This is a genomic window from Pseudomonas sp. zjy_15 (assembly GCF_043101865.1).
GTDB classification, from domain to species: Bacteria; Pseudomonadota; Gammaproteobacteria; order Pseudomonadales; family Pseudomonadaceae; genus Aquipseudomonas; species Aquipseudomonas putida_Y.
The window spans coordinates 1-14,626 of record NZ_JBICII010000050.1 but is presented as its reverse complement, the minus strand read 5'-3'; the positions used below and the strand labels follow the sequence as shown (position 1 = coordinate 14,626).

Annotated in this window: 14 protein-coding genes; 7 read left to right on the top strand and 7 right to left on the bottom strand. The window is 62.8% G+C overall.

Annotated features, from left to right (window positions below; genetic code table 11):
• Positions 1-7: 7 nt before the first annotated feature.
• Genes rsmB through def form a run of 3 tightly spaced genes read right to left on the bottom strand, consistent with a single transcriptional unit; the run spans position 8 to position 2,814 of the window.
• Positions 8-1,318, bottom strand: a complete 1,311-nt coding sequence (gene rsmB / locus ACF8EF_RS09020) for a 16S rRNA (cytosine(967)-C(5))-methyltransferase RsmB (protein WP_176682976.1) — start codon at positions 1,316-1,318, stop codon at positions 8-10.
• On the bottom strand, positions 1,315-2,247 hold the full coding sequence (gene fmt / locus ACF8EF_RS09015; protein WP_176682977.1) for a methionyl-tRNA formyltransferase: 933 nt from the start codon (positions 2,245-2,247) through the stop codon (positions 1,315-1,317). Before fmt ends, rsmB begins: the two co-directional genes overlap by 4 nt.
• Positions 2,248-2,307: 60 nt before the next feature.
• Positions 2,308-2,814 (bottom strand): peptide deformylase, encoded by a 507-nt coding sequence (def, locus tag ACF8EF_RS09010; RefSeq protein ID WP_392461449.1) that lies wholly within the window; start codon positions 2,812-2,814, stop codon positions 2,308-2,310.
• 206 nt (positions 2,815-3,020) lie between these two features.
• Here def and dprA point away from each other — a divergent pair, with 206 nt between their 5' ends.
• The 4 genes from dprA (at position 3,021) to ACF8EF_RS08990 (ending at position 6,292) form a co-directional block, all read left to right on the top strand.
• The gene (gene dprA / locus ACF8EF_RS09005) at positions 3,021-4,118 is read left to right on the top strand and encodes a DNA-processing protein DprA (protein ID WP_019436826.1); all 1,098 of its coding nucleotides are present in this window, start codon (positions 3,021-3,023) and stop codon (positions 4,116-4,118) included.
• 42 nt (positions 4,119-4,160) lie between these two features.
• On the top strand, positions 4,161-4,718 hold the full coding sequence (locus ACF8EF_RS09000; protein WP_014859478.1) for an L-threonylcarbamoyladenylate synthase: 558 nt from the start codon (positions 4,161-4,163) through the stop codon (positions 4,716-4,718).
• A gap of 334 nt (positions 4,719-5,052) precedes the next feature.
• Positions 5,053-5,547, top strand: a complete 495-nt coding sequence (locus ACF8EF_RS08995) for a hypothetical protein (RefSeq protein ID WP_392461448.1) — start codon at positions 5,053-5,055, stop codon at positions 5,545-5,547.
• Between the two features lie 430 nt (positions 5,548-5,977).
• Complete coding sequence (locus ACF8EF_RS08990; RefSeq protein WP_181005132.1) at positions 5,978-6,292, top strand: hypothetical protein; 315 nt, start codon at positions 5,978-5,980, stop codon at positions 6,290-6,292.
• 127 nt (positions 6,293-6,419) lie between these two features.
• Here ACF8EF_RS08990 and ACF8EF_RS08985 read toward each other — a convergent pair whose 3' ends face one another.
• On the bottom strand, positions 6,420-7,397 hold the full coding sequence (locus ACF8EF_RS08985; protein WP_176682978.1) for an NADPH:quinone reductase: 978 nt from the start codon (positions 7,395-7,397) through the stop codon (positions 6,420-6,422).
• Positions 7,398-7,531: 134 nt separating this feature from the next.
• Here ACF8EF_RS08985 and hemF point away from each other — a divergent pair, with 134 nt between their 5' ends.
• Positions 7,532-8,443, top strand: a complete 912-nt coding sequence (gene hemF / locus ACF8EF_RS08980) for an oxygen-dependent coproporphyrinogen oxidase (RefSeq protein ID WP_104960527.1) — start codon at positions 7,532-7,534, stop codon at positions 8,441-8,443.
• Positions 8,444-8,468: 25 nt separating this feature from the next.
• Positions 8,469-9,293 (top strand): shikimate dehydrogenase, encoded by an 825-nt coding sequence (gene aroE / locus ACF8EF_RS08975; RefSeq protein ID WP_392461446.1) that lies wholly within the window; start codon positions 8,469-8,471, stop codon positions 9,291-9,293.
• A 129-nt stretch (positions 9,294-9,422) separates the two neighbouring features.
• Here aroE and ACF8EF_RS08970 read toward each other — a convergent pair whose 3' ends face one another.
• From ACF8EF_RS08970 to betC, 3 genes are all read right to left on the bottom strand, one after another.
• Complete coding sequence (locus ACF8EF_RS08970; RefSeq protein WP_176682980.1) at positions 9,423-10,988, bottom strand: SulP family inorganic anion transporter; 1,566 nt, start codon at positions 10,986-10,988, stop codon at positions 9,423-9,425.
• Positions 10,989-11,132: 144 nt separating this feature from the next.
• On the bottom strand, positions 11,133-12,056 hold the full coding sequence (gene choX / locus ACF8EF_RS08965) for a choline ABC transporter substrate-binding protein (RefSeq protein ID WP_021784562.1): 924 nt from the start codon (positions 12,054-12,056) through the stop codon (positions 11,133-11,135).
• 14 nt (positions 12,057-12,070) lie between these two features.
• Positions 12,071-13,588, bottom strand: a complete 1,518-nt coding sequence (gene betC, locus ACF8EF_RS08960; protein WP_176682982.1) for a choline-sulfatase — start codon at positions 13,586-13,588, stop codon at positions 12,071-12,073.
• Between the two features lie 108 nt (positions 13,589-13,696).
• Between betC and ACF8EF_RS08955 the strand changes: the two genes are divergently transcribed.
• The gene (locus tag ACF8EF_RS08955; RefSeq protein ID WP_392461445.1) at positions 13,697-14,596 is read left to right on the top strand and encodes a choline sulfate utilization transcriptional regulator; all 900 of its coding nucleotides are present in this window, start codon (positions 13,697-13,699) and stop codon (positions 14,594-14,596) included.
• Positions 14,597-14,626 lie beyond the last annotated feature (30 nt).

Genomic DNA, 14,626 nt, shown 5'->3' with positions numbered 1-14,626 from the left:
TTTGTTCTTATCCGCGCGAGGCGGCGATCTTGATCAGCTTGGCATAGTAGAAACCGTCGTGGCCGCCTTCCTGGGCCAGCAGTTGACGGCCGTGGGGCTGGCGCAGGCCGGCTTCGGTCGCCAGGTCCAGCTCACGGGCGCCCGGGGTGCGCGCGAGGAAGGCTTTGATCACTTCAGTGTTCTCGGTCGGCAAGGTGGAGCAGGTGGCGTATAGCAGCATGCCGCCCACTTCCAAGGTCGGCCACAGGGCATCGAGCAGTTCGCCTTGCAGCGTGGCCAAAGCCGGGATGTCGTCGGCTTGGCGGGCCAGTTTGATGTCCGGGTGGCGGCGAATCACGCCGGTGGCCGAGCACGGCGCGTCGAGCAGAATGCGCTGGAATGGCTTGCCGTCCCACCAGCTGGCAGTGTCGCGGGCATCGCAGGCGATCAGCTCGGCATCCAGTTGCAGGCGGTCGAGGTTTTCTCGCACGCGGGTCAGCCGCTTGGCTTCGAGATCGATGGCCACGACGTGCGCCAGGCCGGCCTCGGCCTCCAGCAGGTGGCAGGTTTTGCCGCCCGGTGCGCAGCAAGCATCGAGCACGCGTTGGCCGGGGGCCAGTTCCAGCAGGTCGGCAGCTAGCTGCGCAGCTTCGTCCTGCACGCTCACCCAGCCTTCGGCGAAGCCTGGCAGGCCGCGCACGTCGCAGGCTTCGGCCAGCACGATGCCATCCCGGCTGTACTGGCATGCGCTGGCGCCAATGCCGGCTTCGGCCAGCAGTGCCAGGTAGGCATCGCGGCTATGGTGACGGCGGTTGACCCGCAGAATCATCGGCGGGTGGGCATTGTTGGCGGTGCAGATGGCTTCCCACTGCTCCGGCCAGAAGGCTTTCAGCGCCTTCTGCAACCAGCGCGGGTGGGCGGTACGCACCACCGGGTCGCGCTCCATGCCGGCGAGCAGTTCCTCGCCTTCGCGCTGGGCTCGGCGCAGCACGGCATTGAGCAGGCCCTTGGCCCACGGCTTCTTCAGCTTGTCGGCACAGCCCACGGTCTCGCCGATGGCGGCATGGGCCGGAATGCGGGTGTAGAACAGCTGGTACAGGCCGACCAGCAGTAGCGCCTGAACATCGGCATCGGCTGCCTTGAAGGGCTTTTGCAGCAGCTGTGCGGCCAGCAGGTCGAGGCGTGGCTGCCAGCGTGCGGTGCCGAACGCCAGGTCCTGGGTCAGGCCGCGGTCGCGTTCATCTACCTTGTCCAGTTGCGCCGGCAGCGAGCTGTTCAGCGAAGCCTTGCCGCTGAGCACAGCGGCCAGCGCACGGGCGGCGGCGAGGCGTGGGTTCATTGGCCCAGCACCTTGCCAGCGGCGAACTTCTCGCGGCGGCTGTTGAACAGATCACTGAAGCTCAATGCCTTGCCGCCAGGCAGTTGCAGGCGGGTCAGGCTCAGGGCTTGGTCACCGCACGCAACTACGAGGCCGTCCTTGCTGGCGGAAAGTATCTCGCCTGGGGCGCCTTGGCCTGTGGACAGGTTGGCGGCCAGCACCTTGACGCTTTCACCATCCAGAGTGCTGTGACACACCGGCCATGGGTTGAAGGCGCGGATCAGGCGTTCCAGCTCGACAGCCGGGCGGGTCCAGTCGATACGCGCTTCGTCCTTGTTCAGTTTGTGCGCGTAGGTGGCCAGGGCATCGTCCTGTACTTCACCTTGCAGCGAACCGTCAGCCAGGCCGGCGATGGCCTGAACCACTGCGGGCGGGCCCATTTCGGCCAGGCGATCGTGCAAGGTGCCGCCGGTGTCGTCGGCGCTGATCGGGGTGACTACCTTGAGCAGCATCGGGCCGGTGTCCAGGCCGGCCTCCATGCGCATCACGGTCACGCCGCTTTCGGCGTCGCCAGCTTCCACGGCACGCTGGATCGGCGCGGCACCGCGCCAGCGTGGCAGCAGGGAAGCGTGGCTGTTGATGCAACCCAGACGCGGGATATCCAGCACCACCTGCGGCAGGATCAGGCCGTAGGCGACCACTACCATCAGGTCTGGTTTCAGTGCGGCCAGTTCGGCCTGCGCATCGGCGTTGCGCAGGGTCTGCGGCTGGAACACCGGGATGTCATGGGCCACGGCCAGTGCCTTGACCGCACTTGGCATCAGCTTCTGGCCACGGCCGGCCGGGCGGTCGGGCTGGGTGTAGACGGCCACGATCTCGTAGGGGCTGTCGAGCAGGGCCTTGAGGTGTTCGGCGGCAAACTCTGGAGTGCCTGCAAAGACGATGCGCATGGAGTTCTCGCTTCAAAAAAGAAAAAGGCTTGCCGGAGCAAGCCTTCAGGAAGGTGGGGATCAGGCTTGCTGGCGGTGCTGCTTTTCCAGCTTCTTCTTGATCCGGTCGCGCTTGAGCTGCGACAGGTAGTCGACGAACAGCTTGCCGTTGAGGTGGTCGAATTCGTGCTGTACGCACACTGCCAGCAGGCCTTCGCATTCCAGTTCGAACGGCCTGCCGTCGCGGTCCTGGGCCTTGACCCGGACACGCAGCGGGCGGTCGACGTTCTCGTAGAAGCCCGGTACCGACAGGCAGCCCTCCTGGTACTGGCCCATGTCATGGGTGAGCTCTTCGACCGACGGGTTGATGAAGACGCGCGGTTCGCTGCGGTCTTCGCTGAGGTCCATGACCACAACCTGCTTGTGCACGTTCACCTGGGTAGCGGCCAGGCCGATGCCAGGGGCTTCGTACATGGTTTCAAACATGTCGTCGATCAGCTGACGCAGGGCGTCGTCGAACTCCGTCACCGGTTTGGCGAGGGTGCGCAGGCGCGGGTCCGGGAATTCGAGAATGTTCAAGATGGCCATAAGGTCAGGCAGTCACTGTGCGTTCGGTTGAAAACTGAGCACACATAATAAAGGGAAACGGGGATTTCGGCACCTGGCAAGCTCGTCTAGGGTGACTATGGGCTTGATAGCCCCCAATCAATGGACAGCTTTTCAAAGTGTTACTCACAGAGTTATCCACAGCTTGTACCACGTAAATGGCCCTGTTTCGATCAAGGATGATCTCAATGCCCAGTCACCATTCGTCGCCCTGCCCGCCTGCCGAACTGGAGGCACGCTTACGCCTGCATCGCCTCCCCGAGGCTGGACTGCGGCGCTTTCGAACGTTGCTCGAAGCCTTCGGCAGTGCCTCCTCCGCGCTCAGTGCTCCCGCTTCGGCCTGGCGAGCGTTGGGCATTCCCCAAGCCACCATCGATGCCCGGCGCAGTGCCGAGGTACGCGATGGCGCACTGGCTGCGATGGCTTGGCTGGAGCGCCCTGGCCAGCATTTGCTGATGTGGGACGGCCCAGACTACCCAGCCTTGCTGGCAGAAATCGACGATGCCCCGCCGCTGCTTTTTGTCGCTGGCGAACCTGCCTTGCTCGATCGCCCTCAGCTGGCCATCGTGGGCAGCAGACGTGCCACACCCCCGGCGCTCGACACCGCTCGGGCATTTTCCCGCTACCTCGCGCAGGCCGGCTTCACCATTACCAGCGGGCTGGCGGTGGGGGTCGACGGTGCCGCTCATCGGGCCGCGTTGCAGGCTGGCGGCGGCACGATTGCCGTGCTCGGTACGGGCTTGCAAAAACTTTATCCACAGCGGCATCGGGACCTTGCGCAGGCGATGATCGACAACGGCAGTGCGCTGGTTTCCGAGTATCCCCTGGATGCCGGGCCGCTGCCCGGCAACTTCCCCCGGCGCAACCGCATCATCAGTGGGCTGTCGCTCGGTGTGCTGGTGGTCGAGGCGAGCCTCGCCAGCGGCTCGCTGATCACGGCGCGCCTGGCGGCGGAACAAGGCCGCGAGGTGTACGCCATTCCGGGCTCCATTCATCACCCGGGGGCCAAGGGCTGTCACCAGCTGATTCGTGATGGGGCGCTGCTGGTGGAAACTGTGGAGCAGATTCTGGAAAGCTTGCAGGGTTGGCAGAACCTGCCGCCTGCGGTTGTGGACAGGTTCGACCATCCCCTGCTTGCCCTGCTGCATGCCGCCCCCCAGACCAGTGAAAGCCTGGCCCACTGTAGCGAGCAGCCGCTGGCCGACGTGCTGGCGCAGTTGACCGAGCTGGAGCTGGAAGGCCGGGTCAGCAATGAAGCCGGGCGTTGGTTTGCCCGCGCGGGCTAAGTACACTGCTCACATGCAAGGTATATAGGCGGAGAAACAGCAATGGTGAGCAGTTTTCGTGTGCAACAAGCCGCACGTGAGATCCGGGCGGGCGCGGTGATCGCCTACCCGACGGAAGCGGTCTGGGGCCTGGGCTGCGACCCATGGAACGAGGACGCGGTGTATCGCCTGTTGGCGCTGAAGTCGCGTCCTGTGGATAAAGGGCTGATTCTGATCGCTGACAACATCCGTCAGTTCGACTTCCTGTTCGAGGACTTCCCCGAAGACTGGATCGACCGCATGAGCAGCACCTGGCCGGGGCCGAACACCTGGCTGGTGCCGCACCAGGACCTGTTGCCCGAATGGGTGACCGGGCAGCATGACACGGTGGCGCTGCGGGTCAGTGATCACCCGGTGGTGCGTGAGCTGTGCGCGCTGGTGGGGCCGTTGATTTCCACCTCGTGCAACCCTGGCGGGCGCCCGGCGGCGAAGACCCGCTTGCGGGTTGAGCAGTACTTCCATGGCCAGTTGGACCTGGTGCTGGGTGGTGCGCTGGGCGGGCGGAAGAACCCGAGTGTGATTCGCAACCTGGCAACCGGCGAAGTCGTTCGCCCGGGTTGATAACAATCCACAGGCCTGGCTCGGGACTCGGGCCCCTGTGGGAGCGGGCGCGCCCGCGAAGAATACAACTCGGTGCCTGGCACGGGCTTCGCCCGTGTTCGCGGGCATGCCCGCTCCCACGAGGTTAGGGCCAATTCACCGCAGATTTTTCTGATTATGTCTCGAATGGCTGTCCGGTACTGAGTTTGGGAAATTTCTTACTCCCTGCGTCCACAGTCTTCACCTTCCCTGTATAAACCCCAGCCCCTAGCTTGCTAGCCATGCGTCGCACGTGCGGCGCTCGATCTTTGACGCTAGCAAGAACCGTCGCCAATCGGCGGGAGTACTGGGGAACATGCCGCTATTCGAAAATGCCGAGTACCTGATAAGGGCGAATCTTGAGCAGCTTGCGTCCAACCACCGGGTCAGGGCGGTGGAAATTGGTAGGTTCACCGCTGATCAGTTTGACGCGATCAATAGGCAGAAGGACGGGCAGGATTTGCCACAGCTTGAGGACCCAGGCATCGTTTTCATCGGTAGCCATGCCTACAGAAGCCGGGTAGTACGAGATGGTTACACCATCGATGACATGATTCTGCAGATCAAGGCAGCACTGGCTGCGACGTCGATCTGGAGAAGTGCCACGCACATGACTGCCCTTCGCAGCACGTTTGGTCGCGATGATGGCTATGGTAACGAGGTCTTCGATGAGGCGATTTTTGAACTGACGGCCCGCAAGCCCAAGGCAGAGCTCTATTCCATCATCCCGAAAGGGGATAGAAACAAGCCAAAAAATAAAGGCCGCTTAAGCGGCCTAAATGGCGGGGATGCACTCGCCCGGATAACTTGAAACTCAACCGGCGCACCAGCACATCCTCAAGCAGAAAGGCTACGCTTCCGAATCTGTACGGTCAAGCCGGGATCTTTTTCTCGCGTGCTACACATGGGCCTTCTGTGGCTTTCTACGTGATCAGTGTTTTCTGATTATTGCCAAAATGGCTGTCCAGCTAGCCACTTCGGAAATATCCTACGACCCGCGTCCTCTGCCATCACCTTCTCAGTGGGAACCTCTGCCCCTAGGCTCAAACCGTCGCCGAACAACTTGGCGATCGGGTGTGGTAACCCGGGTTCTGGGTGATCTTGGCAGTCCATGGCGGCTGTTCGCAGGAGGCTTCGTGCCTGCTGGGTTTTAGATCTCCCACCCGGTTTACCACCCTGCGTACAGCTGCCACCCATTCGTGTGGTAACGACTGGGTGGGGCCATGAAGCGAGATCTAGTGATGAAGAAGATTGTTCCTGATCCACCCCTACCCTGCACCTCCACCCGCCCCTTCGGCCGCTGCGATGCCGGCCACGATCCACTCTTCACCGTCAACCCAAACATTTCTGCCGAGGACGCTCTGGTCCACGTAGCCCTGTACCTGCGCAGCGCTTACGAAACCGGCTACAAAGCTTTGGACTACATGCGTGAAGAAGGCCGTGGCATGTTCTGGTCGAACCTGCATGCGATTGAGATGGCAGAGGGTGTGATCGAGGCGATACTCGATGGCATCGAGTCGACTCCACCGCCGACAAACCGACCCTCACAGGCATAGCGAAGCTATCGAAGCCGACGCAGTACCTGTGGGAGCGGGCTTGCCCGCGAACACCGGCAAAGCCGGTGCCATCCATCGCGGTGGCTTCTTCGCGGGTAAACCCGCTCCTACAGGGAATGTGTGTGGCTTAGGGGATTAGTACAGTCGATCCTACAGTCCGCCGCGCCGACAGCTCTGCCTGCGCCTGGGCCGCCTCGCTCAGTGGATACCGCTGCTGGATATCCACAACCAGCTTCCCGCTCGCAATCATCGCAAACAGGTCATCGGCCATGGCCTGGGTGTTCTCGGCATTGTTGGCATAGGTGGCCAAGGTCGGCCGGGTGACATACAGCGAGCCCTTCTGCGCCAGGATCCCCAGGTTCACCCCGCTCACCGCACCGGAAGCGTTGCCAAAGCTCACCATCAACCCACGCGGGCGCAGGCAGTCCAGCGAGGTCAGCCAGGTGTCGGCACCCACGCCGTCATACACCACCGGGCATTTTTTGCCGTCGGTCAGCTCCAGTACGCGCTTGGCCACATCTTCACGGCTGTAGTCGATGGTCGCCCAAGCCCCCAGCGCCTTGGCCCGCTCTGCCTTCTCGGCAGAGCTCACGGTGCCGATCAGCTTGGCGCCCAGGGCCTTGGCCCACTGGCAGGCCAGCGACCCTACACCACCGGCTGCGGCATGGAACAGGATCACATCACCCGCCTTCACCTCATAGGTCTGCTTCAGCAGGTACTGTACGGTCAAACCCTTGAGCATCACCGCCGCCGCCTGCTCGAAGCTGATGGTGTCCGGCAGCTTGACCAGGTTGGCTTCCGGTAGCGTATGCACCTCGCTGTAGGCGCCCAGCGGGCCGCCGGCATGTGCCACACGGTCTCCTACCTTCAGCCGGGACACGCCTTCGCCCACAGCCTCTACCACACCTGCCGCTTCTGTACCCAGGCCAGAAGGCAGGGACGGCGGCGCATACAGCCCGCTTCGGAAGTAGGTGTCGATGAAGTTCAGGCCGATCGCATGGTTACGCACACGCACCTGTTGTGGCCCGGGCGGGGTGGGTTCGAATTCCACAAACTGCAGCACTTCCGGGCCGCCATGCTGGCTGAACTGGATACGCTTGGCCATCTCGCACTCCTGTAGTCGGGATCGGGAAAGGCCTTCTATCGGACGCCTTTGCTTGGTCGTCGTCAACTGCGGCGCGCGCGCTGGCGGTGGTATGCTACGCGGCGAATTCTTCCCTGCCCGTTCCTGGTGACCCGATGACTAGCCGCACCGAGGCCGTGAAAGCCTACCTGCTCGACCTGCAAGACCGCATCTGCTCTGCCCTCGAAACAGAAGACGGCGGTGCCCGCTTCGTCGAGGACGCCTGGGTGCGCGAAGCCGGTGGCGGGGGCCGCACGCGGGTTATCGGTGAGGGCAAAGTGATCGAAAAAGGTGGGGTCAACTTCTCCCATGTGTTTGGTAGCGGCCTGCCGCCGTCGGCCAGTGCCCACCGTCCCGAACTGGCAGGCCGTGGCTTCGAAGCCTTGGGTGTGTCGCTGGTGATACACCCGCACAACCCGCATGTGCCCACTTCCCACGCCAACGTTCGCTTCTTCATCGCCGAAAAGGAAGGTGAAGAGGCCGTATGGTGGTTTGGCGGCGGCTTTGACCTGACGCCATACTATGGCAACGAAGAAGACTGCATTCACTGGCACCGAGTGGCCGAGCAGGCTTGCGCGCCGTTTGGCGCCGACGTGTACCCGCGCTACAAAGCCTGGTGCGATCGCTACTTCCACCTCAAGCACCGTGGCGAGCCACGCGGTATCGGCGGCTTGTTCTTCGATGACCTGAACGAGTGGGACTTCGACACTTGCTTCGCCTTCATCCGCGCCATTGGCGATGCCTTCGTCGACGCCTACCTGCCAATCGTCCAGCGCCGCAAGAACACGCCCTACACCCCGCAGCAGCGCGAGTTCCAGGAATACCGCCGTGGCCGGTACGTGGAGTTCAACCTGGTCTATGACCGCGGCACCCTGTTCGGCCTGCAGTCCGGTGGCCGCACCGAATCCATCCTCATGTCGCTGCCACCGCAGGTGCGTTGGGGTTATGACTGGAAGGCCGCGCCCGGCAGTGAAGAAGCGCGCCTGACAGAGTACTTCCTGCAAGACCGTGACTGGCTCGGCCAGTAAGCCTGTGGATAAACAAGGAGCCGTCATGGAACAGTACGTCGTTTTTGGTAACCCCATCGGCCACAGCAAGTCGCCGCTGATCCACCGCCTGTTCGCCGAGCAGACCGGTCAGGACCTGGAATATGCCACTCTGCTGGCGCCGCTGGACGAGTTCAGCGACTGCGCGCGCGGCTTCTTCAAGCAAGGCAGTGGCGGCAACGTCACCGTGCCGTTCAAGGAAGAGGCTTACCGCCTGTGCGACAGCCTGACCCCGCGTGCCCGGCGCGCAGGCGCAGTGAACACGCTGAGCAAGCTGGCTGATGGCACCCTGCAGGGCGACAACACCGACGGCGCTGGCCTGGTGCGTGACCTGACGGTGAATGCCGGGGTCGAGCTGGCGGGCAAGCGCATTCTCATCCTCGGTGCCGGTGGCGCCGTGCGCGGCGTGCTGGAGCCTATTCTGGCGCACAAGCCGCAGTCGCTGGTGATTGCCAACCGTACCGTGGAAAAGGCCGAGCAGCTGGCGCGCGAGTTCGATGAACTGGGGCCGGTGGTGGCCAGCGGGTTTGCCTGGTTGCAGGAACCTGTGGATGTGATCATCAACGCCACCTCGGCGAGCCTGGCCGGGGAATTACCACCGATTGCCGACAGCCTGGTCGAGGCGGGTCGTACGGTTTGCTACGACATGATGTATGGCAAGGAGCCGACGCCGTTTTGCCAGTGGGCGACCAAGCTGGGGGCTGCCAAGGTGCTGGATGGGTTGGGGATGCTGGCCGAGCAGGCGGCTGAAGCCTTCTTTATCTGGCGTGGCGTGAGGCCGGATACGGCGCCGGTGTTGGCTGAACTGCGCCGGCAACTCGCTCGGGGCTGAGATGGCCGGGCCCGCTTTGCGGCCCTATCGCGACGCAAGGCCGTTCCCACAAAGTACGTCGTACCCCGATCCTCTGTGGGAGCGGCCTTGTGTCGCGATGGGCTGCAAAGCAGCCCCAGCATCCCAACCTCATTCCTCAAACCGGATCGGGCATAACTCCACCCCTTCCAGCTTCTGCAACTCCTCGATCACCTGCGGCCTGGCCCGGTGCAAGGTCAAACTCCCCCCCAATCGCCGCAACCGCCGCGCCTCGCGGTGCAACATATCCACACCCGAGTAATCGATGAAATTCACCTGCCGGGCATCGATCACTACATGCGGCCCCTGGCAGCGCTGCAAGCGCACCTGCAGGTAATGCGCCGCACCAAAGAAAATCGACCCACCTACCCGCAATACATCCGCGTCCCCTTCACGGCTTTGTTGGATCCGTGGTCGTGAGGTGCGCTTCAAATAGAAGAACAGCGAAGCCAGCACGCCGGCATAGATGGCCGTCTGCAGTTCCAGCAGCAATGTCGCTGCAGCCGTCAGCGCCATCACCAGAAACTCAGAGCGGCTGACCCGGAACAATGCACGGATCCCTCGGTGGTCCACCAACCCCCAGCAGATCAGCAGAATGCTGCCGGCCATGGCCGGTATCGGCAGGTGCGCGATCAGGCCGGCGCCGGTCACCGCGAACAACGCCACCCACAGCGCCGAAAACACCCCGGCCATGGGCGAGCGGGCGCCCGCCTCATAGCTCAGGCCCGAGCGGGTGAAGGAACCGGCAGACAGGTAACCAGAGAAAAATGCACCGGCAATGTTCGACAGGCCCTGTGCGCGTATTTCCTGGTCCGGGTCGATCAGTTGTTCTGAACGTGCCGACAACGAACGGGCAATCGACAGACTGGTGACCAACCCCAGCATGCCTACCGCCACGGCGCTGGGCAGCAGACGCAACATGAGCTCCACGTCCAGCAAAGGCAGCGGGCTGAAAGGCGGGAGTTGCCCGGTGAACGCTGCCACCCGCGGCACATGGCCAAAGAAGCCCGGCATCAGCCAGGCCAGCAAGCTGACCAGGATCAGGCTTATCAACAGGCTCGGCCAGCGTGGGCGCCAGAGTTTGAAGGCCACACCGATCACGACGGTGGCCAGGCCCAGCAGCAAGGAAGGCAGGTCGACCTCGCCTGCGTGGCTGGCCAGGTCCTGTACGGTCATCAGCGCGGTGGCCTGGCTGGGCAGGGCCATGCCCAGCAGGTTGGGTAGCTGGCCCAAGGCAATGACGATGGCGGCACCCAGCGTGAAACCGAGCACCACGGAATGGGAGACGAAGTTGACCAGCGCGCCGAAGCGCAACAGCCCGAGCAGCAGCTGGAAAATGCCGCCGAGGAAGGTCAGCAGCAACACCAGCGTGATGTAGTCAGCGCTACCGGCCACGGCCAGCGGGCTGATGCTGGCGTAGAGCACGATGGAAATGGCCGCGGTCGGGCCGCAGATCAGGTACCAGGAAGAGCCCCACAGGCAGGCAATCAGTACCGGCACAACGGCAGCATAGAGCCCGTATTCGGCGGGCAGGCCGGCGATCAGGGCGTAGGCGATGGATTGCGGCAGGGCGAGGATGGCGCCGCTCAGGCCTACCAGCAGGTCCTGGCGCAGGTTGCGGCCCGATTGGCGGGGAAGCCAGCTGAGGAAGGGCAGCAGTAAAGAGAGGCGATGCATGGGTTATCCACAATCCTTAAGGGGTCGCCAAGCCCTGTGGGAGCGGGCATGCCCGCGAAAAAGCCAACGCGTTGCTTGGCACCGGCTTTGCCGGTGTTCGCGGGCGCGCCCGCTCCCACAGGGTTGGTGTGTTGCTTTGTGAGATTACAGTTTGGCTTTGACGGCCTCCAGGGCATCCCCATCGGCCTTGGTGGTAACCCCGGCCAACCACCCATCCAATCGTTCAGGATGCGCTTTCACCCAGGCCTTGGCCGCTTCATCGAAACTGATCTTCTTGTCCACCACCTCGGCCATGATGCTGTTTTCCATGTCCAGTGTGAACTTGAGGTTACCTAGTAGCTTCGCCGCATTGGGGCAGGCTTGTGGATAACCCTTGCGGGTCAGCGTGTATACCTCGCCCTTGCTGCCGAACCACTTTTCACCACCGGTCAGGTAGTGCATTTTCAGCTTCACGTTCATCGGGTGCGGGGTCCAGCCAAGGAAGGTGATGAATTGCTGCTTCTTCACCGCCCGGTCGACCTGGGCCAGCATCGCCTGCTCGCTGGACTCCACCAGCTTCCACTGGCCGAGGTTGAATTCATTCTTGTCGATGATTTTCTTGAGCGACAGGTTGGCCGGGGCGCCGGAGCCGATTCCGTACAGCTTTTTGTCGAACTGCCCGGCGTGTTTTTGCAGGTCAGCGAAGTCCTTCACCCCGGCATTCCACACATAGTCGGGCACTGCGAGGGTGAACTCGGTTCCCTCCAGGTTGCGCGACAGCTGCTGCACATCGCCGTTGGCGATGAACTTGTCATGGAAACCTTGATGTGCGGGCATCCAGTTGCCGAGGAAGGCGTCGACCTGGCCGTCCTTGAGGCCGCCGTAGATGATCGGTACGGCCAGGCTGTCGATCTTCACCTGGTAACCCAGGCTTTCCAGTAACAGGCGTGCCACGGCATTGGTTGAGGCAATATCACTCCAGCCGGGGTCGGCCATTTTCACGGTACTGCATTGCGCATCGCTGTCTGCGGCGTGGGCCGTGGTGGCGCTCAGGGCCAGGGCGAACACGGCGGCGGAGAACTTGTGCATGGCGGCCTCTCTTCTCAATCCAGGGGGGCGGGCTGTGGATAACGTGCCTTGCGTTCGAGGTCATCGAGATCGATGTGGTTGCGCATGTACTGCTGGCTGGCGTCCACCAGTGGTTGGTGGTCCCAGCTTTTCAGCTTGCCGATGGCCAGCGCTTCAGCCACCAGCCGGCGGCGGCGCTGGCTGGCCAGTACCTGCTGGCGCAGGCTGGGGATGTCCCAGCGCCGTTGCGCTTCATCGACAAATGCCTGTAGCAGCGTCTGGTGGTCCGGGCTGCCGGTGAGGTTCTCACGCTCGTGCGGGTCGCGGCTCAGGTCATAGAGTAGACATGGGTCGTCTTCGCTGTACACGAACTTGTAGTGCCCGCGGCGGATCATCATCAGCGGGCCGACGGTGCCTTCGGCCATGTACTCGCCGATCACCTCGTCGTGACCGCCCTGCCCTTGCAGGTGGCCCAACAGTGAGCGGCCATCCAGATGCAGGTCTTTACTCACAGCGCCGCCAGCCAGTTCGACCAAGGTTGGCAACAGGTCGCAGGTCGACACCGAGGCAGTGACCCGGCCCGCTGCGAAGTGCTTCGGCGCATGGATCAGCAGCGGCACCCGCGCCGACATTTCGAACCAGTGCATTTTGTACCAGAGGCCACGTTCGCCAAGCATGTCGCCGTGGTCGCCGGAAAACACGATCAGTGTGTCATCGGCCAGGTTGCATTCCTCCAGGGTCTGCAGCAGTTGGCCAATGTTGTCATCGATATAGCTGCACGCGCCGAAGTAGGCGCGGCGGGCGTCGCGGACCTTGTCCACAGGCAATGGCTTGTCCCACAGGTCGTAGACCTTCAGCAAGCGCTGCGAATGCGGGTCGAGTGCTGCCTGGCTGAACTCGGCACGGGGCATGGGGATATCCACACCTTCGTAGCGGTCCCAGTAGCGTTTGGGAATGGTGTAGGGGTCGTGCGGGTGCGTCATCGAAACGGTCAGGCAAAATGGCCGGCCATCGTTTTCGCGCACATGGTCGTACAGGTACTGGCGCGCCTTGAACACCACCTCCTCGTCGAAATCCAGCTGATTGGTGCGCACGCACGGACCCGCCTGCAGCACCGAGGACATGTTGTGGTACCAGCTTGGACGCACATCGGGTTCGTCCCAGTTCACCGCCCAACCGTAGTCGGCCGGGTAGATGTCGCTGGTCAGGCGTTCTTCATAGCCGTGCAACTGGTCGGGGCCGCAGAAGTGCATCTTGCCTGACAGCGCGGTGCGGTAGCCCAGGCGACGCAGGTAATGGGCGTAGGTCGGCACATCGGCAGGGAAGTCGGCCGCGTTATCGTAGGCGCCAATACGGCTGGGCAACTGACCGCTGACCAGGGTGAAGCGTGATGGCGCGCACAGTGGGCTGTTGCAGTAGGCCGAGTCGAACACCACGGCGTGCTCGGCCAGGCGGCCGAGGTGCGGCATCTGGATGGGCGAAGGGCCGTAGATCGGCAGCAAGGGCGCGGCCATCTGGTCGGCCATGATGAACAGGATATTCGGACGCGTCATGGGGGCTTCCATCGTTGAGGGTTATGCGAACCGCTTGCCTACCAAGATGCGACTGTGGATAACATGGGTAAAGCCCATGGCGGGCAATGACTGGGATTAGCTACGCTTATGTTTGACCACCTTGCCGGGTTGTCGCTGGATACCTTGCGTGTATTCGAGGCTGCTGCGCGCCTGCGTGGCTTTACCGCTGCGGCGCTGGAGTTGGGTACCACGCAGCCGGCAGTGAGCCAGCAGGTGAAGCGCCTGGAGGCACAGTTGGGTACGCGCCTGTTTGACCGCATTTACCGGGGCATCGAGCTGACCGAGGCTGGCCAGGTGCTGTTCGAACAGGTGCAACAGGGGCTGCAGGCCATGGATGACGGTATCGCCCAGGCCAGCGGGCGTGGCCAGCATGAAGTGCTGCAGGTGGCCACCGACTTTGCCTTTGCGGCGTTCTGGTTGATGCCAAGGCTGCAACGCTTTCATGAGGCTTATCCACAGGTGGATGTGAGCCTGGTGACGGGTGAACGCAGCCAGGGCATGTTGCGCCCGGACATTGATGTGGCGGTGCTGTTTGGCGATGGACGCTTTCACCAAGGAGAAAGCCGCTGGCTATTCGATGAGGAAGTGTTCCCGGTGTGCAGCCCCCATCTGATTCATGGCAAAGCCTTGTCAGCTGTGGCTTTGCAACGATTGCCGCTGCTGCATTTGAAGGGCGAGCAGGCCAGCCGCTGGTTTGACTGGGCGGGGGTATTTCGTGGGTTTGGTGTGGAAAGCTCACCGCCGGCGGGGCAGCTGCGGTTTGATAACTATACCTTGCTGATTCAGGCAGCGATTGCCGGGCAAGGGGTGGCGATTGGCTGGGCGCACCTGGTGGACAGGTTGGTGGAGCAAGGGTTGCTGTGCCGGCCGCTGGAGGGGAGTTTGCGCTCGGAACGCGGCTATTACGTAGTCTTACCGCCGCGCAAGCGGCGTGGGGCGTTGATCGAGCGGTTCGTGGATTGGTTGGAGCAGGAGCGCAGCCTTTGAGATTTTGGGGCCGCTTTGCGGCCCATCGCG

What these genes read in the sequence shown, in the direction of transcription:
- rsmB (WP_176682976.1), bottom strand. Translation starts at nt 1,318, where the DNA reads ATGAACCCACGCCTCGCCGCCGCCCGTGCGCTGGCCGCTGTGCTCAGC.
- fmt (WP_176682977.1), bottom strand. Translation starts at nt 2,247, where the DNA reads ATGCGCATCGTCTTTGCAGGCACTCCAGAGTTTGCCGCCGAACACCTC.
- def (WP_392461449.1), bottom strand. Translation starts at nt 2,814, where the DNA reads ATGGCCATCTTGAACATTCTCGAATTCCCGGACCCGCGCCTGCGCACC.
- dprA (WP_019436826.1), top strand. Translation starts at nt 3,021, where the DNA reads ATGCCCAGTCACCATTCGTCGCCCTGCCCGCCTGCCGAACTGGAGGCA.
- ACF8EF_RS09000 (WP_014859478.1), top strand. Translation starts at nt 4,161, where the DNA reads ATGGTGAGCAGTTTTCGTGTGCAACAAGCCGCACGTGAGATCCGGGCG.
- ACF8EF_RS08995 (WP_392461448.1), top strand. Translation starts at nt 5,053, where the DNA reads ATGCCGCTATTCGAAAATGCCGAGTACCTGATAAGGGCGAATCTTGAG.
- ACF8EF_RS08990 (WP_181005132.1), top strand. Translation starts at nt 5,978, where the DNA reads ATGAAGAAGATTGTTCCTGATCCACCCCTACCCTGCACCTCCACCCGC.
- ACF8EF_RS08985 (WP_176682978.1), bottom strand. Translation starts at nt 7,397, where the DNA reads ATGGCCAAGCGTATCCAGTTCAGCCAGCATGGCGGCCCGGAAGTGCTG.
- hemF (WP_104960527.1), top strand. Translation starts at nt 7,532, where the DNA reads ATGACTAGCCGCACCGAGGCCGTGAAAGCCTACCTGCTCGACCTGCAA.
- aroE (WP_392461446.1), top strand. Translation starts at nt 8,469, where the DNA reads ATGGAACAGTACGTCGTTTTTGGTAACCCCATCGGCCACAGCAAGTCG.
- ACF8EF_RS08970 (WP_176682980.1), bottom strand. Translation starts at nt 10,988, where the DNA reads ATGCATCGCCTCTCTTTACTGCTGCCCTTCCTCAGCTGGCTTCCCCGC.
- choX (WP_021784562.1), bottom strand. Translation starts at nt 12,056, where the DNA reads ATGCACAAGTTCTCCGCCGCCGTGTTCGCCCTGGCCCTGAGCGCCACC.
- betC (WP_176682982.1), bottom strand. Translation starts at nt 13,588, where the DNA reads ATGACGCGTCCGAATATCCTGTTCATCATGGCCGACCAGATGGCCGCG.
- ACF8EF_RS08955 (WP_392461445.1), top strand. Translation starts at nt 13,697, where the DNA reads ATGTTTGACCACCTTGCCGGGTTGTCGCTGGATACCTTGCGTGTATTC.